The following is a 20,652-nucleotide window of genomic DNA, read 5'->3' as shown; positions in this document are numbered from 1 at the left end:
CAGTCCTTTCGGCAGCGGGGGAGGAGGAGGGCGTCCGCACCGGGAGGCGGACCAGATCACCCTACCGGGCCGTCGCTCCGGCGTTCACCGCTCCTTGAAGAAGCGGAGCAGCTGCCTCTCCCGCGCCTCGACGGCCGCGATCGCCGCCCCGCTGAGCGCGCCGGCGAACCCCGCGAGGGGTATCCCGGCCAGCGCGCGGAACACCGCGAGCGACTCAGCGCTGGTCAGTGCCGCCGCGGCGACGGCCGCGAAGCCTGCTCCGATGACGCAGGCCGTCCCCGCCCAGGCCGCCGCTTCGAGAAGCTGGATGGCGACGGCGTCGGCGCGGGTGACCCCGGCATGCAACGCCGAGGCGAGCTGGAGGCGGCGCAACCGCACGCTCAGGTAGCCGAGCCCCAGCGCGACCAGCGCGGCGACCGGGACGGCGGCGCGCGTCGGCCGGTCCAGGAACGTCGTGCCGCCTCCGAACTCCTCGCCGAGCGAGGCGTTCAGCTGCACGAGCTGCGGCGGTTCCTCCTGGCCGCCGCCGTCCGCGCGCAGCGTGCCGAGGAGGAGCGCGCGGATGTTCGCGATCTCCGGCCAGGCGGACACCCAGCACTCGTCGAACGCGGTCCGCTCCGGCGTGGCGGCGAGGACCGCGTACCCGAGACCGGCCCGACGCCCGTCGGTCGGGTAGTCGAAGGCGGCGGCGATCCTCATCTCGCCGCGGTCCGTCAGGAGGGTGGTGCCGGCGGGCGCGTCGAGGTCGTCGGCAAGATCCTTCGAGAGGAGGGCGCCGGCCGCGACGTCGGCATTCGGCGCGACCACCCGGGCGAATCCCGGCGACACCTCGTAGGCCGGAACAGGTGCGCCGGGGAGGGAGCGGACGACGATCGGCTCGCCGGACGCGCGGATCGCCCCGGCCGCAGACACCCCCGGAACCGTGGTCAGCACCTCGCACGCTGCCGGATCGATGCGACCCTCGGCGGCGATGATGCGGGTGGCCGCTCCCGAGGCGCGGAACTCCTGCGCGGCGACGACCTGCTGCTCGACGGCGGCAGCGTCGGCGACGGCGAGCCCCGCCAGCACGAGGAGAAGCGTCAGCCCGAAGGTCGCGAAGCGCGCGGTGCCACCGACCGTGTCCCGATAGGCCTCGCGGAGCAGCGCGCGGAGCCTCACTCCTGGCTCCTCGGGACCCACCGGCCCAGATCGATGTGGGCGCTGCAGGCATCCCGGGTCCGCGGGTCGTGCGTGGCCACGACGACCACGGTGTGCGGGTCCGCCACGGCAGCGATGGCCGCGTCGACGAGTTCGGCGGTGCGGCGGTCGAGCTGAGCCGTCGGCTCGTCGACGAGGAGGAGCTGGGGCTTCGCCGCGAGCCCTCGCGCGAGCATCAGCCGCTGTGCCTCTCCACCCGACAGCTCGCTGAATCGACGGTCGCCGAGGCCGTCGAGCGCGAATCGGGCCAGCAACTCCTCGGCCTCCGCCTCCGCCGCTCGGACGGTCGAGCCGGACGCCAGGAGAGGGAGGGCCACGTGGTCGAGCGCCGACCGGTGCGGTGAACCGAACGGGTTCTGGAACACCCACCCGACGGTGGAGACGTCCGCGTGCTGCACCGCGCCCTCCGTCGGCCGGTCGAGGCGCGCGATCAGCGAGAGGAGGGTGCTCTTACCCGACCCCGACGGGCCGGTGAGCGCGTAGACCTCGCCCGGATCGAGCCGGACGGAGAGATCGCGGAACAGCCACCCGTCGGAGCGTCGGAAGCGATGCCCGACGGCCTCCAGGGTCACGTGCACGGCGGGCGCCCCTCCCCGCCGATCCGGACCGACCGCGGACTCTCGCCGGCGAACCGGACGAACGTCCGCCCCAGCTGCGAGCCCACGACCTCCACCCGATACGGCGTGTTCCCCGAGGCGACGCAGCCTGTTCGTCCCGAGAGCGCGTAGACGGCCGACGGCGGGACGACGCCGATCGAGATCGGAGAGCGCAGCGACAGCTCGGCCGGCAGACCGCCGGACTGGGCATCGGCTCCCCCACTGGCATCCGCGACTCCGCGATCCCGCTCGTGTGCTCTGCGCTGGTACGACGGGGTCGCCGCGAGATCGTGCACGGCCGCCGGGTCCGAGATCGTCCCGTCCTCCTCCACGGGCACGGCCACGGAGTCCACGGTGAGGTGCCGCTCGCCCGGCGTCAGGTCGGGCGGCATCCTGTCGATCGACGCGGAGACGGCCGCCCCCGTGGTCGTCGCGACGGTCGCCCCCGCGGCGACGGTGGATCCCACGGGCGCGTCGCACGAACCGAACGTCACGACGGCGGAGGGGAGCCAGACGATGCGGTCCGCCGGAACGGCGTCCGCCACGGAGTCGTCGCCGGCTCGGGCGAAGAGCTCGGCGACCCGCGTGAGAGTCCCTCGCCCGGCGCGTCCGTCGACCGGCGTCGGGAGGCCGAGCCGGCTCAGCTCCGCCTGAAGCGCTTCGACGTCGTCGCCGCGGTCGCCATCGTGCAGATCACGCCAGAGCGGCACCGCCGTCGACAGGGCGACGAGCGGCCGACCGTCGATGGCGGCCAGCGCGGCACCGGAGGCGAGCGAGCCGCCGGGCTCGCACGACGTGGAGGTCACGCGTCCGCTCAGCCCGGCCTCGAGCTCGGCGCCGCGATCCACCGCGAGCGTCACCGTGACCGATCGCGTATCGGAGAACTCCTGGACGGCGACCGGAGCGTCGGCGGCCCGCGTCGGCGGGGCGAGCGAAGGCGGGGCCTCCGGAGTCAGCCACAGTGCGGTCGCGCCGGCGCCGGCCGCGAATACCGAGACGCAGGCGAGTGCGATCACGAGCACCCTCGGCGGCACGCGCATCATCCCGCGCCCTGCTCGATGCCTGCGCCCTGCTCGAAGCGGCCGAGCGGGTCCGCCTCGCACGCGATCAGAGCCGTCTCGCCGGACTTCTTGTCGAGGAACGGATGCGTCCCGGTCGGAGAGTCGCGACGGTAGTCGCGCGCCGAATAGCCCGGGGCGACGGCCCGCTTGCGCACCAGGCACTCGGAGACGAGCGTGGCGTCATCCTCGTTCTGCGGGTTCCGCTGCTGTGCGAAATACAGATAGCCGATCGTGTCGAGCCCCGTTCGCGCCGAGCACTCATCGGTGATGTCGTTGGCGTCGTCGGAGTTCATCGACGGACCGGGGACGAACTCGAACGACCCTCCTGGCTTGAATCCGCCGAAGGTCACGCCGCGCTCGGTCAGGCACTCGGCGAACGCGTTCGACATCTCGGCGAACTCGCCATCGGTGATGCGCCCGTCGGCCAGGGCCGCGCGCTCGAAATCGGTCGTGGCCCGCCGGTAGGCGTCGGCGAACTCGCCGGCCCAGGGGTCATCCGAATCCGCGATGGGGGCCGACGTCCCGGTCGCCGGTGGCGGCGATCCGGACTCGCCGGACGGAGCGCACCCGGTCATCGACCCGAGAGCGACGAGCACGACGAGAACGGGCAGGAGGGTCGATGGCCTCATGAAGATCCCCCGCTCGACGACGGGGCCGCGCGCGGAGGACGCACCCCGGGCGTCAATAGTTGTAGTAGTACCAGGTGTTGCCGGTCACGGTCCACGCGACGGAGGCGCGAGACCACGAACCGCGGGCGGCGTCCGCCGACCGAAGACACGTGTAGGAGTTGCACGCGGTCGATCGGTGCAGCTTGGACGGATGGTGGTAGTCGGACCACGTCCGCCCCGAGTTCCCGTAGTCCCACGTGCCTCCCTCGGGATAGCTGACGTAGGCGCTCGCGGGGGCGGCCGAAAGCAATGCCCCCGCCGTGAGTGCCCCCGCCGCCAACGCGGTCGAGATGATCCTGCCTCTGATCCTCATGATCCAACCCCCGTTGGTTGTATGTGGAATATTGCGAATCACTGTAGCATGTCAGATTCCCGACCGGAAGTATCTGCTGTAGTAGTGGGCGAAAACGGCCGCCTCACCACCCGATCGTGTTGAACCACTCCCGCCGGCGTGCGACCTCCGCGTCCGTCTCGTCCGCGTCGGTGGTGTGGTGCTCGACGAGCCTGCCCGTCGCATCGAGCGCGATGAAGCGCAGGCAGCGCTCGCAGAGGGCACGGCCTCCCGGGTACCCGTTGGAGAGCTCGCGGGCGGGACTGCCGGGCGCGCCCGATCCGGTGCAGCGGGGAGGGTCGGCGGATGCCTCCGACCAGAGGAGCGCGCCGCGTCGGTGCAGTCCGGGGTGCCCGAGCGGCCGGGTGCAGTGGCGGCCCTCGTTGCGGCTCGGGCAGTAGCGCGCGGGCGGGGTGTCCATCCTCCGAACCTAGCCCGCGAGAGGTGAGTCGTTGCGGGTGCGCGGCCTCCCGGACCCGCAAGGACTCACGTCTCGCGGCTCGATAGCGTGGGGGGATGGGGACGAGGGTTGTCGAGGTGGTGGTCTGGGGTCCGGACTATGCGTGCTGCGGTGTGCCGTTCGGGGTGGGGGATGAGGTCGGGTTCTCGCTGCGGGCCGTGCCCGGCGGCGGAGACGGGGGCGGCGGCGGGGCCGAGGACGGCCCGACCTACTTCGACGACCGGCATCCGATGGACCCCGACGATTCCCCGGTCGACGTGCGCGGGCGGGTGGAGGCGATCGTCGCGGTGCACCAGCGGCTCGTCCCGGTGGCCGGCGCGCACTATCGCACGAGCGACCCGGACGACACCGTCGAGCGCGCGGTGGAGTCGGTGCCCGTCGACGAGAGACCCGACGGCTACTCCGGCGCCGACTACCGCGTGGTGTTCCGCATCCCGGACGGGACCCGGTTGCCGGAGCCGCGCGCTGCCACCGCGGCCGCCGCAGCCGCAGGCGCTGATCGCCGGCGCGGCGCAGAGCCCTCCGCCGAGCTCCTTCCGCTCCTGATCGCGATCGTGGAGGAGGTGGCCGAGCGATTCGGAGATCGGGTCGGCATCCTCCGGGCGCGGGCCGATGCCTCCGTGACGCTGGATCCCGTGCATCGCGATGCCTGCGCGGTCCGCTGGAATGCCGGCGCCGACGCGCTCTCCGTCGAGCTCGAACGGGCGTTGTGGTCGCTGCCCGCCGACGCGAGCGGGGTGGCGACGCTCCGCGCCCTGGTCGAGGCGGCCGCCACGGGAGGCTTCTCGGAGACGCTGGAGGCCGGCCGGTTCGGGGCTGTGGCGCGCACGCCCGACGGAGCCGTCTGGACCGCGGCCGCCGAGGCGTCGTCCTTCCCGATGGGGGGCGGGGTGGTGGCCATGTCGGGGTCCACCGACGCGCGGATGCGGCGGGCGCGCTCCGGGGTTCCCTACCCGGCCTGGGGATAGACCCCCGCGAGGTGTGAGTTCTTGCGGGTACGGGGCCTCCCGCACCCGCAACAAGTCACGTCTCGGGGGCCAGGGGCGCGGCTGGATCCGCGACCGTCACGGGCTCGGGGCCGGGGGCGTTGGCGGGTGGGGTTCCGTGGACGGTGCGGAGCATCGCGGTGACCATCGCGTTGGCGACGGCGATGAGCGGCACCGCGAACAGCGCGCCGGGGATGCCGGCGATGCCGGTTCCCGCGGCGACGCCGACGACGACGGCGAGGGGATGCACCTTCACCGCTCCCCCGACCAGCAGCGGCTGCATGACGTGGGCCTCGAGCAGGTGCACCAGGAGCACACCGGCGAGCATGATGATCGCCTGCACCGGGCCGGCGAAGACGAGCGCGATGACGACGGCGATGATGCCCGACACGATGGCGCCGATGACCGGGATGAAGGAGGCGAGCAGCACCACGACGCCGATCGGGATGGCCAGCGGCAGCCCGAGGAAGAACGCGACCAGCCCGATCCCGACGCCGTTGACCAGCGCGACGAGGATCTGCACGCGGACGAAGCTCGACAGAGTGGTCCAGCCCGCGTCGCCGGCGGCGGAGATCGCCGGGCGTCCGCTGCGCGGGAAGAGGCGCGTGATCCAGCGCCAGATGCCGCCGCCTTCGATGAGCATGAAGATCGTGGCGAACACCGCGATCAGCGCACCGGCGAGGAGGTGGCCGGTGGTCGAACCGACGCGCACCGCGCCGCCGATGATCTGACCGCTGTCCTTCTTGATCAGGTCGCCCGCGCTGGAGATGTAGCCGGCGAGCTGCGCATCGGTCACGCTCCACGGCGGCTGACGCAGGAGGTCCCGCACCCGGTCGTACGCGGCGACGGACTCGCGCTCCAGCTGCGGGAGGCCCGCCCGCACCTGCCACACCACCAGGGTCACGAGCGCTCCGAGCACCGCCGCGAACGCGACGAGGGTCAGCAGGATCGCCAGCCACTTCGGCCACCGGCGGCGGACGAGGGAGGCGACGACCGGTTGCAGCAGCGCCGACACCAGGAGGGCGACGAGCAACGGGATGACGATCTCCTGGAACACCATCACCAGGTAGATGACGACCGCCGCGAGCCCGAGGATGACGAGCAGCCGCCACGACCACTCCGATGCCGACCGCACGCCGCTCGGGATGGTGGAGCTCGAGACGGTGGTGCCTCCTGGTCGCGGACGATTCCTGCGCAACTCCATCAGCGGTCTCCTTTCCACGGGACCACCTCATCATCTCCGCGCCGCGTCCGCGCGTAAAACCGTTGACTTCACGCGGCGGTGGTGGGGATGCGCACGCACATTTGGACCGAATGTCCCGTTTGGCGCCGCCAAAGGCGACATTTGGTCCAAATGTGAGGGGGGTCAGAATATCTCGACGTACTCCTCGGGCGGGCCGAGTTCGGGACGCGCGCGGAACTCGACGCGCTCGCCCGCGTGCTCGAGCTCGAGCACGGTCACGGTGTTGACGCCGGCCACGAGCACGGGCGCGGGGACATAGAGCGTGACCTGCGGCCCGATCTCCCAGTACCGCCCGAGCAGGAGCCCGTTCACCCAGACGAAGCCCTTGCCGAAGCCGGGCAGCGCGAGGAAGGCGTCGGCCGGCTCGCCATCGTCGAGCGCGAACCGCGCGGTCGAGAACCCGGCGGCCGCGCCCACGCCTGCACCGGCACCCGCTCCCGCGCCCTCGCGGACACCCGCACCCGCACCCGCACCCGCACCCGCACCCAGCCCAGCACCAGCCCCCGCCAGCCCCGCGACCTCCTCCTGCGTCCACTCGTCCAGCGGCAGCGCCCGCGCGCTCCAGCCGTGCACGAGGCGCCGGCCGATCTGCACGCCGCCCAGGATGCCCTTGCCCTGCCCGAGCAGCGGCCCGTAGTTGATGCGGCCCTGGTTCTCGACCAGGATCTCCAGCTGAACCCGCTCGCCGCGGCCGGTCACCGGGACCGAGCCGTCCGTGTCCAGGATGCCGACGGGCACGCCGTCGACGAACACCTGCGCGCGGTCGTGCAGGCCGCTGACGGTGATCGTGTTCTCGCCGCGCGGCAGCCGGGGCGTGGCGGTGTAGAGCACGAGCCCGGAGGGGAGGCCGAGCTCCTCGAAGCTCGGCGGGGTCGCCCGCGTCGCGGTGAGCGGGGTGGTGCGCAGCGCCTCCAGCAGCCCCGCGCCTCGGGTGACCGGCACCGCGCGTGGCGCCAGGACGCGCGGGTCGGCCGGCACCGGCAGTTCCCGCGCGCCCGCGGCGACGAACCGCTCCCGGAACGCGTGGAACTTGGCCGTGACCGCCCCGTGCTCGGCGATCGGCGCGTCCGAGTCGTAGCTGGTGACCGTCGGCTGCAGGCGTCCGTCGTGGTTCGCGCCCGCCCAGAGCCCGAAGTTGGTGCCGCCGTGCGCCATGTAGAGGCTGACCGAGCCGCCGGCGTCGAGGATCTCCGCGAGCGTCGCGTCCGCGCTCGGCACGGTGCGCACGTGGTGCCGTTCGCCCCAGTGGTCGAACCAGCCGTTCCAGAACTCGGCGCAGAGCAGCGGTTCGCCGTCGCGGCGTGCGCGCAGCAGGCCGAACGCCTCCCCCGTCCGTGTGCCGAACGTCGCCGTGGCGAGCACGCCCGGGAGGCTGCCGCCGTCGAGCATGAGATCGGTCGGGCCGTCCGCGGTGTAGAGCAGCTCGGTCGCGCCGCGGGCGACCAGCGCATCCCGCAGCCAGGCGAGGTAGTCGCCGTCGTCGCCGTAGCTGCCGTATTCGTTCTCGACCTGGAAGGCGACGACCGGTCCGCCGTTCGCGACCTGCAGGGCGGCGAGGCGCGGGATGAGGTCGTCGAACCACGCGGCGACGGCGTCGAGGAAGGCGGGCTCCGAGCTGCGGGCGCGCATCCCGACCTGTGCCGTAAGCCACGCGGGCAGGCCGCCGTTGTCCCACTCGGCGCAGATGTAGGGTCCCGGGCGCACGATGACGTCGAGCCCGATCTCGCCGGCCAGGGCGATGAACGCCTCCAGATCGCACCAGCCGTCGAACGCGGCCGGCCGGTCAGCGCGGCGCTGGTGGAAGTTCCACGCCACGTAGGTGTCGACCGTGTTGAGGCCGAGCGCGGCGAGCCGCTCCAGGCGGTCCCGCCACTGCGCGGGATGCACGCGGAAGTAGTGCAGCGAGCCGGAGAGCACCTGGTGGGGCACGCCGCCGCGCAGCAGCACCCCGTCCTCGTAGGTCAGGAGGGAGGAGGTCGCCGTCAGGGTCGCGTCACCGCGGGTCACTTCACCGCTCCCGCGGTCATCCCGGCGCGCCAGAAGCGCTGCAGCGCGAGGAACGCGATGATCAGCGGTACGACCGAGACCAGCGAGCCGATCACCACGAGCGGCGGCGGAACGGCGACGTGGCTGGCGTTCCAGCCGACCAGGCCGACGGTCACCGGCTGCATGCGGTCGTCGCCGAGCACCATCGCGGGCAGGAGGTAGTTGTTCCAGATCTCGACGAACTGGAACAGGAAGATCGTCACGAGCGCCGGCAGCATCATCTTGGTCGAGATGGCGCGGAAGATGCGGAACTCGCTCGCGCCGTCGATCCGCCCGGCCTCGATCACCTCGTCCGGCACCGACTGCGCCGCGAAGACGCGCGCCAGATACACGCCGAACGGGCTGACGATGCTCGGGAGGAGCACGGCGAGCGGGTTGTTGATCAGGTGCACCCCGGAGAACATCAGATAGAGCGGGAGCGTGAACAGGATCTTCGGCACGAGCACCGCCGCGAGGATCACGCCGAACAGCGCGCCGCGGCCGGGGAAGTCGTACTTGGCCAGCGCGTAGCCGCCCATCGCGGAGAGGAGGGTGCCGATCGCGGCCCCGACGCCGCAGTAGATCAGGCTGTTCAGCATCCACTGCCAGAAGATGCCGTCGCCCTGCGCGGTGAGGCGGGCGAGGTTGTCCCACAGGCCGAAGCCGTCGAACCACAGGCCGTTGCCCGAGAACTGCTCGCCGAACGGCTTGGTCGCCGCGACGAGCAGCCACCAGAGGGGGAAGAGGAAGTAGACGGTGGAGACGGCGAGCAGCACCATCACGACGGTGCGGCTGAGCGGAGTGGTGTCCCGCCGCGGGCTGAGGAGGGTCACGCCTTGTCCCCTTTGCTGGTGAGTCGGAAGAACACGAACGAGATCACGCCGACGATCACCGCGAGGATGACGGACTGGGCGGCGGCGTACGGGTAGTTGCCCGCGCCGACGGCGGCCTGGGCCGACATGATCGGCGTGAAGGTGGAGGAGACGGATCCGCCGGAGATCGGCTGCAGCACCGTCGGCTCGTTGTAGAGCTGCGCGGAGCCGATGATCGAGAAGACGGCCGTCAGGATGATCGCGCTGCGCACCATCGGGATCTTGACGCTCCACGCGGCGCGGAACGCCGAGGCGCCGTCGAGCTTCGCCGCCTCCAGCACCTCGGCCGGGATGGACTGCAGCGCGGCGTAGATGATGATCATGTTGTAACCGGTCCAGCTCCACGTGACGATGTTCGCCACCGACCACAGCACGGTGCCGTCGTCGAAGAAGGGCAGCTGGATGCCGAGGGGCTCCAGGATGTGGTTGATCGGGCTCGAGGTGGTCGAGTACATGAACGACCAGACCAGCGCGGCGCTCACGCCCGGGATGGCGTACGGCAGGAAGCTCGACAGCCGGAAGAAGCCCTTGCCGCGCGCCGACTTCGAGTCGATCAGCAGGGCGAGCACCAGCGCGAGGCCGAGCATGACCGGCACCTGCACGACGCCGAACAGTGCGACCCGGCCGAGCGAGGCGACGAAGTCGGGGTCGCCGAACGCGTGCGCGTAGTTCGCGAACGGGTCGAACTCCTGCGTCGGCGCGGTCAGGCCGAGGCCCGAGCGCTTGACCGTGAACAGGCTGCTCACGAACGCGTAGACGATCGGGGCGATGTTCAGCGCCGCGAACAGCACGACGAACGGCCCGAGGAACAGCAGCGGTGCGCGCCAGCTGAACGAGCGGCGCGGCCGGCGCGGCTTCCGCGTCGCCCGCGAGGCCGCCGGTCCTGCCGGTCCCGCCGGTGGGGTCGCCCGGTACTCGGCGACATCCAGGTCGGTCACGATTCCTTCTCTCTGCGCGCGGTCGCCCGTGCGCTCTCACGACGGGATGCGGCGGTCCGTCCCTGATCGGACCGCCGCATCCGTCGCCCCCGTGTCGCCGTCGGCTCCTACTCGGAGACCTTCAGCCCCTGCTTCTTCAGCTCGGCGACGGTCTTGTCCTGCGCGCTCTTCAGCGCGTCGGTGATCGTCCCCTGGCCGGCCCACGCCTTGCCGAGCCCGTCGTCCAGGTCGGCGGCGGTCTTCGTCATGACCGGGCCCCAGGTCCAGTCGGGGTTCACGTGCGGCGCCGCGTCGGCGAACACGTCGAAGATCTTCTGGCCGCCGAAGTACGGGTCGGCCTCGGTGAGGGCGGGCAGGTCGCTCAGGCCGGTGGCGGCCGGGTAGAGGCCCGCCTTCTGCACGAGCGTGTTGTAGGTGTCCTTGTCGGTGCTCATCCAGTGGGCGAACTCCCACGCGGCCTTCGCGTTCGAGCAGCCCTTGAGCACGGCGGTGGCCGAGCCTCCGGCGTTGCCGACCTGGTCGTCGCCGGCGGACCACTGCGGCATCGGGGCGACGGCCCACTTGCCGGAGGCGTCCGCGGCGCCGCCCTTGATGACGCCCGCCTGCCAGACGGCGCCGACGACGGTGGCGATGCTGCCGTCGCCGAGGCCGGTGTACCAGGCCTGGTCGTACATCGGCGCGCTGCTGATCAGGCCCTCGGAGACGAGGCCCTGCCAGTAGTCGGCGACCTTCGCGTTGGCGTCGGAGGCCATCGTCACCTTCCAGGAGTCGCCGTCGACGTCGAACCACTTCGCGCCGGTCTGCCAGGCGAGGCCGGCGTAGTCGTAGTCGAGGTAGGGCGACGAGATGAACTTCTTCGGGTCGGACGCGTGGATCTTCTCGGCGTCGGCCTTGTACTCGTCCCAGGTGGCCGGGGCGCTCAGGCCGAGCGAGTCGAACAGCTCCTTGTTGTAGAACAGGCCCATGGGGCCGGTGTCGACCGGGGCGCCGTAGACGGCATCGCCGATGCTGACCGACTTCCATGCGGCAGGCTGGAAGTCCTTCTCGTCGGCCTTCGCGTAGCTCGCGACGTCTTCGAGCGCGCCCTGCGCGGCGAAGCTCGGGAGGGTCTCGTAGCCGACCTGCGCGAGGCAGGGGGCGTTGTTGGCGGTGACGGCGTTGAGCATCTTCTGGTAGCCGCCCTTGGAGCCGGGCTGCACCTCCTGATACTTGACCACGACGTCCTTGTGCGAGGCGTTGAACGCCTTGACCGCGTCGGCGTAGCCCGGGGCCCAGCCCCAGAACGTGACCGTCGCCGGTGCGGAATCGGACGAGCCGGAACCGGATCCGCCGGAGCACCCGGCCAGACTCATCAGACCGAGTGCGACCGCCCCCGCCGCGCCCGTCAAACGGATTGCTGCTGACTTCTTCACTGCCTCTCCTTTGAACACAGACACCCTTCAGCGGGTTCGAGAAGCGAGTGTCGCACAGAATGATACCGATAACAACCCGTGTAGCCCGAAGGGGGTAATCGGGTCGCAGATCTCCGTAGTGCGGGCGATGCGGCCGTTATCATTGCATGCATGAGTACTACCGACGGGCGTGACGCTGCGCCGAAGCCGCCCGGGATGACGGACGTCGCGCGAGTGGCGGGCGTCTCCGCCCAGACCGTCTCGCGCGCGCTCAGCGGCCACCCCAACGTGCAGGAGAAGACGCGCGCCAAGGTGCTGGCGGCGGTCGAGCAGCTCGGCTACCGCATGAACAACGCCGCGCGGATGCTGTCCTCCGGGCACAGCCGCACCCTCGGGATCGTGCTGCTGCAGACCGGCTTCTACTCCCGCACCGCGGTGACGGTCGGGGTGGAGGCCGCCGCGCGCGACGCCGGCTACGCGGTCAGCGCGGCGACGTGCCCGTCGCTCGACCCCTCCGCGATCGAGGAGGCCATGTCGCGCCTCGCCGACCAGGGCGTCGAGGGCATCGTGCTGGCGCTGCCGCTCATCCACGTGACCAAGGGCATCGAGGAGCTCACCCGCTCCATCCCGACCATCACGATCGACGGCTCGCGCACGTCGACCACCGAGATCGTCGCGGTCGATCAGTCGCAGGCGGCCCGGCTCGCCACGCAGCACCTGCTCGATCTCGGCCACGAGACCGTCTGGCACGTCTCCGGCCCCACGGAATGGCTGGATGCGGTCAGCCGCAGCGAGGGCTGGCGGAGCACGCTCGAGGCCGCCGGCATCACGCCTCCGCCGGAGCTCAAGGGCGACTGGTCGCCCGCCTCCGGGTACCAGAACGGCCTCATCCTGGGCCGGATCCCGGATGTGACGGCCGTGTTCGTCTCGAGCGACGAGATGGCGTTCGGCGTGATCCGCGCCTTCCACGAGCTGGGCCGCCGCATCCCCGAGGACATCTCGGTGGTCGGCGTCGACGACATCACCCTCGCGGAGTACTGCTCGCCGTCGCTCACCACGGTGGCGCAGCCCTTCGACGAGATGGGGCGCCTGGCGGTCGAGCACCTGCTGCGCTACATCACGGAGCCGGGGACCACGCTCGCACCGGCCTCGGTCGAGCCGACGCTCGTTGTGCGCGCGTCGAGCGGTCCCGCGCCCGTCGCGGGCTGACCGCACCGGCTGACCTCGGCCGCGACGGCGAGCCGCCTGAACTCTGCTAGCGATATCAGGGGTTCCCGTCCCGGCTTTAATCCCCTAGTGTTATCGATGCCATACGGGCAATACCTTCCCAACGATGCAGCTAGGTGGACCTTGTGAGCCTTCATCCCCCGCGCGGCCTCCGCGCCCTGTCAGCCACGATCGGAGCCGCGGCGCTCGTCGCCGCCGGCGCCCTCGTGCCGATCGCGGCCGCTCCGGCCGCGGCCGCCGACGCCCCTCCCCCGGCCGGCGCCGCGATCGCCCAGACCCAGTACGCGCTGGTCGGCGTGGACTCCGAATCGGCGCCGTACCCCGCGCCGCCCGCCCTCGACGGCACCGCGCTCGCGGCGTTCGACGGCGACCCGAACACGCAGTGGGCCACCAAGTACAACGGCGGCGACCCGGATCCCCTACCCCACTGGATCACCCTCGACGTGGGCGGTTCGTTCCCGCTCACCGGCATCCAGTACCAGGTGAAGAACCAGTCCAACGGGCCGGTCGCCGATGTCTCCGTCTACGTCACGGACAGCGCCGCGGTGGCGAAGGATGCCGCTGCCGACTGGGGCACGCCGGCCGCGACCGGCACCTTCCGCCAGCCGACCTCGGCCACGGACGTGCAGAACCTCGTCTTCTCGCAGCCGGTCACCGGCCGCTACGTGAAGTTCGTCGCGACGAGCACGATCAACGGCAGCGCCAACGTCTCCGCCGGGGAGCTCCGCGTCTTCGCCACCGGCGACACGACCCCGCCGCCGGTCACGCCCGACCCGCCCGCCGACGCCGCGACCCCTGTCGCGATCGGCAACGGCGCGGGGCTCACCGTCCAGGTCGCCCGCGAGTTCCCGCAGGTGATCTCGTACGACCTCGACGGCAAGACCCTCGGCGGACAGGCGCAGAAGCTCGACACGTTCACGATCAACGGGACCGCGCACACGGCGACGACGACCATGACGACCACGGCCGACACCGCCACCTATGTGTCGACCTTCGCCGACCTCGCGGACCTGACGATCACGACGGCGATCACCGCTGCCGCGAAGGGCACCGTCGAGTTCGCCGTCACCAAGATCGAGGGAGGCGCGGCCTCGACCGTCGACCAGCTCGCCATCCCCGACCTGTCGCTCGTGTCGGTCGATTCGTCCGACCCGGCCGCCGCCCTCGCGCGCACGCAGATCTCCACCGACTCCACGACCACCGCCGACCGGTTCCTCGCGATCACGGGTTCGACCCCGGTGGACGCGCGGAGCGTCGGAACGCCGTACGGCTTCGTCAGCGGCACGCAGCTCGCCGCGGGCATCCTCACCAATGCGACCGACGACTCCGCCCAGGACTCGAACACCAACTGGAACACGCGCCTGCAGTCGCAGATCGTGGACGCCGGCAACGGCGCCCGCCGCGCCCAGCTCTCGGTCGGCAACTGGACCTACGCCCCGGCCGGCGCGACCGACCCGCGCGTCGCGGTCTACGCCCTGCCGCGGGCGACCGTCGTGCTCTCGGCCGACGCGAACGGCGACGGGAAGATCGACTGGCAGGATGCCGCCATCGCCTACCGCGACGCCTCGACCCGGCCCCTCGGCGCCGACCGCGTCGCCGAGCGGGTCGTGCAGCACATCCCGTTCAACTTCGCGAGCCAGGCGACGAACCCGTTCCTGAAGACGCTCGACAACGTCAAGCGCATCTCGATGACCACCGACGACCTCGGCCAGTGGGTGCTCGACAAGGGCTACGCCAACGAGGGCCACGACTCCGGGCACCCGGACTACGGCGGCGACTACAACACGCGCGCCGGCGGCCTCGCCGACTTCAACACGCTCGTCGAGGACGGCAAGAAGTACAACACCGACGTCGCCGTGCACGTGAACGCCACCGAGGCATACCCGCAGGCCAAGACCTTCAGCGACCGGATGGTGCAGGGCCAGGTGAACGGGTGGGACTGGCTGAACCAGAGCTACCACATCGACCAGCGCTACGACCTCGGCTCCGGCGCGATCGTCGACCGGTTCGCGCAGCTCAAGCAGGAGGTGCCCGACCTGGCCGGCGTCTACATCGACGCCTACTACTCGAGCGGCTGGCTGGCCGACGGGCTCGCGGCGCAGCTGCGCGACCTCGACCTCCAGGTCGCCACCGAGTGGGCGTACAAGTTCGAGGGCTCGTCGATCTGGTCGCACTGGGCCAACGACAAGAACTACGGCGGCGCGACGAACAAGGGCATCAACTCCAACATCGTCCGCTTCATCGCCAACACCGACCGCGACGTCTGGAACGTGGACCCGCTGCTCGGCGGCGCGGACATCAAGGAGTTCGAGGGCTGGACCGGCCAGAACGACTGGAACACCTTCTACTCCAACATCTGGTCGGCGAACCTCCCGACCAAGTTCCTGCAGCACTTCCCGGTGCAGTCGTGGGACTTCGGCAAGACCGCGACCCTCACCGGCGGCGTGACCGTCGCGATGAAGGACGGCAAGCGGCAGATCGTGATGGACGGCGCGACCGTCGCCACGGGCGGCACCTACCTGCTCCCGTGGGGCGAGCCGAATGCCGACGGCGTCTCGTCGCCGGCCCACGCCGACAAGATGTACTACGTCAACGCGGCGGGAGGCGCGGCGACCTTCACGCTCACCCCGCAGTTCGCCGGCACGACCGACTTCACCCTCTACAAGCTGACCGACCAGGGCCGGGTGAAGGTCTCGGACATCCACGCGACGGACGGCGCCGTCACTCTGAACGGTGCGAAGGGCGTGCCGTACGTGCTCGCTCCCGCGGACGGTGCAGCGCCCCACACGTCCGCCGAGTACGGCGCAGGCAGCGGGCTGGTCGACCCCGGCTTCAACGCGGGCGACCTGACCGCCTGGAACGCGACGGGAGGCGCGAAGGTCGCCACGGCCGAGAGCGGCGACAACGTCGCGGTGCTCGGAACGGACCGCTCGTCCCTCTCGCAGAAGGTCACCGGACTGCAGCCCGGCAAGCGGTACTCCTTCAGCGCGAACGTGGAGATCGGGCCGGGAGAGCGCCGGGCGACCACCCTCTCGGTGGATGCCGGGACCATCGCCGCGAACACGTTCGACACGACACCGGCCGCCAACTCGATGGCCTCGGACGCGAAGAACGGCACGTACTCGCAACGCGCGTCCGTCGGCTTCACCGCTCCCGCGAACGGGACCGTGACCGTCGCCCTCGGCGCGGTGGCCGGCAAGGCGGCGGTCACGTTCGACGACGCCCGGGTCATGCTCGACACCTCCACCGCCCTTCCCACCGACGGCGCGGTGATCGCGGCGGACGACTTCGAGGGCAACCAGCCGGGCTGGGGTCCGTTCGTGAAGGGCGACGCCGGCGGCAGCACCGACCCGCGCACCTCCATCAGCGAGCTGCACGACCCCTACAGCCAGAAGGCGTGGAAGAACACGCACTCGCCGTACGACTCAGGCACCCTGAAGGGTCTCGGCGTCGACGACGTGCTGAGCGGCGAGCACTCGCTCAAGGCGCACGAGGAGAACACCGGCCTCGTCTACCGAACGGTGCCGGCCACCGTCCCGTTCGTCGCCGGCCACAAGTACCGGGTGTCGTTCGACTACCAGACGAACCTCGACGGACAGTGGGCCTGGGTCACCGGGGCGGACACGGTCGGCGGAGGCACGGTCTCCTCGGCCGACGTGAACCGGGAGGCGATCGCTCCCGCCCTCGACACGGCGCACTACGCGAAGGACATCGTCGCCGGCTGCGGCGACACCTGGGTGGGGCTGCGCAAGCTGGGCGGTGCGAACGGCGCCGACTTCGTGCTCGACGACTTCCGCGTGGAGGATCTCGGCGAGGAGGCCGGAGGCGCGTCCTGCGGTTCGGTGGGCGCCCCGGCGAGCACCGACCTCAGCCCCGGCGTCGCGGGCTCGTTGGTCACGACCTTCACCAACAACGAGCTGACCGCGGCGACCAACGTCGGCATCGAGCTGACCGGCCTGCCCGACGGGTGGACTGCGCAGGTCGCGAAGAAGGGCGGCAACCTGTTCGGCAGCGTCGCCCCGGGGAAGAGCGTGACGACCACGTGGCTGGTCACGCCTCCCGCCTCGGCGGCGGGGACGAGCGCGACGCTGTCGGTGGTGGCGACGTACGCGAACGACTGCGTCACCAAGTCGGTCACCGGATCGGCCAAGACGGCCGTCTCCGACCGGCCGATGCTGTCGCCGGGCTCCATGACGGCGACCGCCGACTCGGAGAACCTCTCCTCCGGCGCCGGGGAAGGCCCCGTCGGAAACGTGCTCGACGGCGATCCCGGAACGATCTGGCACACCGACTACACGAACTCGTCGGCGCCGTATCCGCACTGGGTCACCCTGGCGCTGGCGGGTCCGTCGACGGTCGACGGCTTCGGCTACCTCGGCCGGCAGAGCGGCGGCCAGAACGGTCGCGTGAAGGGCTACGAGATCGCGGTCTCGGACGACGGCGCCTCCTGGACCACCGTCGCGACCGGCGCGCTGGTCGACTCCCCCGACACCCAGGTCGTGCCGTTCGCGCCGGTGACCGCGTCGTTCGTGCGGTTCACGGCGACCAGCTCGCTCAACGGCCAGCCGTTCGCCGCGGCCGCCGAGCTGCGCGTCTACGGCACGGCCGCCGACCTCCCGATCGGGTTCGCGCCCGGAGCTCGGGCGGCGGACGAGCCCTGCGCCGCCGGGACCCCCGCGATCTCGGCTCCCGTCGCGGTCACGGCCGGACACGACCTCACCGTCGGCGTGAGCGGACTCGGAAAGGGTGTGCGCGCCTCCGTGGTCCTGCACTCCGACCCGCTGACGCTCGGCACGGTGACGACGGACGCGAACGGGGAGGCGAGCCTGACGGCCACCGTCCCGGCCGACTTCGCCACCGGGGCGCACACCCTGCAGGTCGTGGTGGACGGCGACGTCGTCGCCGAGCGCGCGATCACCGTGACGGCGGCCGACGTGCCGGGCGGCGGCAACGGCGGTCCGGGTGGCGGTGCCGGAGGCGGTTCGGGAGGCGGCGGTGCGGCGGTCGTCCCGCCGGGCCTCGACGGCCCGCTCGCCTCCACCGGCTCGACCGCGCTCGGCGTCGCGGCGCTGCTCGCGCTGCTGGCCGCCGCCGGCATCGGAGCCGGCGTCGTGCTCCGCCTGCGGCGGACGCGCCGGGCGTAGCGGCCGCCCCTCCTACGACGGTGCCCCCGCCTCCCGGTCGATCACCGGGAGGCGGGGGCACCGTTCGTTCGCACGTTCGCCTACCCGCGCGATTCGTGCCGAATGTGGACTTTGGCGCGCGCTTTCGCGACATTCGTCACAGATGTCGTCTTACGTCTGCCGCGCGATTCGTGCCGAATGTGGACTTACGCGCGCTCTTTCACGACATTCGTGACGAATGTCGCGCGGGGTCAGTGGCGGGGCTTGCGCGGCGGGCGGTCGTCGCGGCCGCGGTCGTCGCGGCCGCGGGATTCGCGGCGCGCGCCGGCGCCGCGGTCGGGACGCAGCTCGATCAGCTTGCCGCTGATCCGCGTGCCCGACAGGCGCGAGAGCGTGTCGCCCGGGAGGTCGGCGGGCAGCTCGACGATGGAGAAGTCGGGCATGATCCGGATGTGCCCGAAGTCGTCGCGGCTCAGGCCGCCCTCGTTCGCGAGGGCGCCGACGATCTGGCGCGGCTCGACGCGCTGCCGCTTGCCGACCTCGATGCGGTAGGGCGCCATCGTCTTGTCGCTGCGCTCGCGGCGCGCGGCACGATCACCGCGAGCACCGTCGCGGTCGCCGGCACGGCCTCCACGGTCCGAACGGCCTCCGCGGTCCTCGTAGCGGGAGTCGCGCTCGACCCGCTGGGTCAGCGCGTCGTCGCCGCTGAGCAGCAGTGGCTCCTCGCCCTGTGCGACCACGGCGAGCGCCGCCGCGACGTCCGCCTCTGGCACGTCGTGGTGCTCGACGTAGTGGGCGATGATGTCGCGGAACCGCGAGATGCGGTCCTCCTGGCCGAGGGCCTCCGTGATCGCGTCGTCGAAGCGGGCGAGGCGGGTGGTGTTGACGTCGTCGACGCTCGGGAGCTGCATCTGCGTGAGCGGCTGGCGGGTCGCCTTCTCGATCGCGGTGAGCAGCCGGCGCTCGCGCGGGGTGACGAAGCTGATCGCGGCGCCGCTGCGACCCGCGCGGCCGGTGCGGCCGATGCGGTGCACGTACGACTCGGTGTCGATCGGGATGTCGAAGTTGACCACGTGGCTGATGCGCTCGACGTCGAGGCCGCGCGCCGCCACGTCGGTGGCGACCAGGATGTCGAGCTTGCCCGACTTGAGCTGGTCGACCGTGCGCTCGCGCTGGGCCTGGGCGACGTCGCCGTTGATGGCGGCCGCCGAGTATCCGCGGGCGCGGAGCCGCTCCGCGAGCGTCTCCGTCTCGTTCTTGGTGCGGACGAAGATGATCATGCCCTCGAAGTTCTCGACCTCGAGGATGCGGGTGAGCGCATCCACCTTCTGCGGGTACGAGACGACGAGGTAGCGCTGCGTCGTGTTGGCCGAGGTGGTGGTCTTCGACTTGACCGTGATCTCTTCGGGGTCGTGCAGGTACTTCTTCGAGATGCGGCGGATCTGGGCGGGCATCGTCGCCGAGAAGAGGGCGACCTGCTTGTCGTCGGGCGTGTCGGCGAGGATGGTCTCCACATCCTCCGCGAACCCCATCTTCAGCATCTCGTCGGCTTCGTCCAGCACCAGGTACTTGAGCGCGGAGAGGTCGAGGGTGCCCTTGTCGAGGTGGTCCATGATGCGGCCGGGCGTGCCGACGACGATGTGGACGCCGCGGCGCAGCGCCGAGAGCTGCACGCCGTAGCCCTGCCCGCCGTAGACGGGGAGGAGGTGCACGCCCTTGAGGTGCGCGGCGTAGCTCTCGAACGCCTCGGCGACCTGCAGCGCGAGCTCACGGGTCGGCGCGAGCACGAGCGCCTGGGGGGTCTTCTGGGAGAGGTCGAGGCGGGAGAGGATGGGCAGCGCGAACGCGGCGGTCTTGCCCGTGCCGGTCTGGGCGAGCCCGACGACGTCGCGGCCCTCCAGGAGCAGGGGGATGGTGGCCGCCTGGATCGCGGACGGGGTCTCGTAGCCGACGTCCTTCAGGGCCTTCAGCACAGCGCTGTCGAGCCCCAGGTCGGAGAAGGTCAACGCGGCTTCGGCGGTCTCGGCCTCGCTGGGCACGGAATCGGACGTGGTCATCGTCCAACGGTAGTCCCTGCGGGCTGCGAGCGCGCCGCGAGCGGGTGCCGCACCTTCGTGCCGAATGTGGCCTCTGGCGCCTCCAGAGTCGACATTCGGCATGAATGTCGTGCGTCAGCCGCCGATGGTGGCGGCCGTCACGTCGATGACGGCGCCGGCGCGGCCTGTCGACGCGGCCCAGTCGCGCACCACGACGTAGACGCGCCGGCACACCTCGGCGGCCGCCTCCACACCGTCGACGCCGATGCGCACGCGGATGCGGTCGCCGCTCACGAGCACGGTGTCGGGTTCCGCGTCGCCGGTGGTGAGGGCCGAGCCGATCGCCGCGACCACCTGGCCGACCGGGGAGGCCGCCGGGTACAGCGTGGCGACGCCGGGCACCTCGAGGATGAGGGCCGAGAGCGCCGCCGTCGACCCGGCGTCGGGGCCGGGGCCGTCGGTCGCGAGGGTGCCGCTCATCGCGCGTCCTTCCCGGTG

General features: G+C 71.6%; 16 protein-coding genes. 3 read left to right on the top strand and 13 right to left on the bottom strand.

The features are described from left to right. Positions 1 to 84: 84 nt before the first annotated feature. From BGO91_RS09985 to BGO91_RS09960, 6 genes are all read right to left on the bottom strand, one after another. Complete coding sequence (locus tag BGO91_RS09985) at positions 85 to 1,158, bottom strand: hypothetical protein (RefSeq protein WP_290472610.1); 1,074 nt, start codon at positions 1,156 to 1,158, stop codon at positions 85 to 87. After that, positions 1,155 to 1,775 carry an ATP-binding cassette domain-containing protein gene (locus tag BGO91_RS09980; protein WP_290472609.1) on the bottom strand — a complete coding sequence of 207 codons (621 nt, stop codon included), beginning with the start codon at positions 1,773 to 1,775 and terminating at the stop codon, positions 1,155 to 1,157. Before BGO91_RS09980 ends, BGO91_RS09985 begins: the two co-directional genes overlap by 4 nt. Continuing rightward, the gene (locus BGO91_RS09975) at positions 1,766 to 2,809 is read right to left on the bottom strand and encodes a peptidoglycan-binding domain-containing protein (RefSeq protein WP_290472608.1); all 1,044 of its coding nucleotides are present in this window, start codon (positions 2,807 to 2,809) and stop codon (positions 1,766 to 1,768) included. Before BGO91_RS09975 ends, BGO91_RS09980 begins: the two co-directional genes overlap by 10 nt. Positions 2,810 to 2,832: 23 nt before the next feature. Continuing rightward, complete coding sequence (locus BGO91_RS09970; protein WP_290472607.1) at positions 2,833 to 3,483, bottom strand: hypothetical protein; 651 nt, start codon at positions 3,481 to 3,483, stop codon at positions 2,833 to 2,835. 52 nt (positions 3,484 to 3,535) lie between these two features. Then, entirely contained in the window at positions 3,536 to 3,835 is a 300-nt protein-coding gene (locus BGO91_RS09965) for a lactococcin 972 family bacteriocin (RefSeq protein WP_290472606.1), read from the bottom strand. Between the two features lie 103 nt (positions 3,836 to 3,938). Continuing rightward, positions 3,939 to 4,274, bottom strand: a complete 336-nt coding sequence (locus BGO91_RS09960) for a hypothetical protein (RefSeq protein ID WP_290472605.1) — start codon at positions 4,272 to 4,274, stop codon at positions 3,939 to 3,941. A 95-nt stretch (positions 4,275 to 4,369) separates the two neighbouring features. Between BGO91_RS09960 and BGO91_RS09955 the strand changes: the two genes are divergently transcribed. Further along, entirely contained in the window at positions 4,370 to 5,281 is a 912-nt protein-coding gene (locus BGO91_RS09955; RefSeq protein ID WP_290472604.1) for a DUF6578 domain-containing protein, read from the top strand. Between the two features lie 55 nt (positions 5,282 to 5,336). Here the strand turns inward: BGO91_RS09955 and BGO91_RS09950 are convergent, their stop codons facing one another. The 5 genes from BGO91_RS09950 to BGO91_RS09930 all read right to left on the bottom strand — a co-directional run bounded on the left by BGO91_RS09950 (position 5,337) and on the right by BGO91_RS09930 (position 11,789). Continuing rightward, positions 5,337 to 6,503, bottom strand: a complete 1,167-nt coding sequence (locus tag BGO91_RS09950; RefSeq protein ID WP_290472603.1) for an AI-2E family transporter — start codon at positions 6,501 to 6,503, stop codon at positions 5,337 to 5,339. Positions 6,504 to 6,665: 162 nt separating this feature from the next. Continuing rightward, positions 6,666 to 8,549 (bottom strand): glycoside hydrolase family 35 protein, encoded by a 1,884-nt coding sequence (locus BGO91_RS09945; protein WP_290472602.1) that lies wholly within the window; start codon positions 8,547 to 8,549, stop codon positions 6,666 to 6,668. Beyond that, complete coding sequence (locus tag BGO91_RS09940; protein WP_290472601.1) at positions 8,546 to 9,400, bottom strand: carbohydrate ABC transporter permease; 855 nt, start codon at positions 9,398 to 9,400, stop codon at positions 8,546 to 8,548. The genes BGO91_RS09945 and BGO91_RS09940 overlap by 4 nt, the downstream gene beginning before the upstream one ends. Next, entirely contained in the window at positions 9,397 to 10,377 is a 981-nt protein-coding gene (locus BGO91_RS09935; RefSeq protein WP_290472600.1) for a carbohydrate ABC transporter permease, read from the bottom strand. The genes BGO91_RS09940 and BGO91_RS09935 overlap by 4 nt, the downstream gene beginning before the upstream one ends. 107 nt (positions 10,378 to 10,484) lie before the next feature. Next, positions 10,485 to 11,789: an extracellular solute-binding protein gene (locus tag BGO91_RS09930; RefSeq protein WP_211235402.1), complete on the bottom strand. Its 1,305-nt coding sequence runs from the start codon at positions 11,787 to 11,789 to the stop codon at positions 10,485 to 10,487. A gap of 150 nt (positions 11,790 to 11,939) precedes the next feature. Here BGO91_RS09930 and BGO91_RS09925 point away from each other — a divergent pair, with 150 nt between their 5' ends. Further along, entirely contained in the window at positions 11,940 to 12,977 is a 1,038-nt protein-coding gene (locus tag BGO91_RS09925; protein ID WP_290472599.1) for a LacI family DNA-binding transcriptional regulator, read from the top strand. A 143-nt stretch (positions 12,978 to 13,120) separates the two neighbouring features. Further along, on the top strand, positions 13,121 to 18,139 hold the full coding sequence (locus BGO91_RS09920; RefSeq protein ID WP_290472598.1) for an endo-alpha-N-acetylgalactosaminidase family protein: 5,019 nt from the start codon (positions 13,121 to 13,123) through the stop codon (positions 18,137 to 18,139). Between the two features lie 230 nt (positions 18,140 to 18,369). On the opposite strand, the gene BGO91_RS09915 is transcribed toward BGO91_RS09920, so the two are convergent. Next, on the bottom strand, positions 18,370 to 20,175 hold the full coding sequence (locus tag BGO91_RS09915) for a DEAD/DEAH box helicase (protein WP_290472597.1): 1,806 nt from the start codon (positions 20,173 to 20,175) through the stop codon (positions 18,370 to 18,372). Positions 20,176 to 20,289: 114 nt separating this feature from the next. Continuing rightward, on the bottom strand, positions 20,290 to 20,634 hold the full coding sequence (locus BGO91_RS09910; RefSeq protein WP_290472596.1) for a hypothetical protein: 345 nt from the start codon (positions 20,632 to 20,634) through the stop codon (positions 20,290 to 20,292). Between the last annotated feature and the right edge of the window lie 18 nt (positions 20,635 to 20,652).

The sequence above is a fragment of the Leifsonia sp. 71-9 genome (genome assembly GCF_001898805.1).
Lineage (GTDB): Bacteria > Actinomycetota > Actinomycetes > Actinomycetales > Microbacteriaceae > Leifsonia.
The sequence above is the reverse complement of the archived record's forward strand: the minus strand, read 5'-3'. Positions and strand labels throughout refer to the sequence as shown.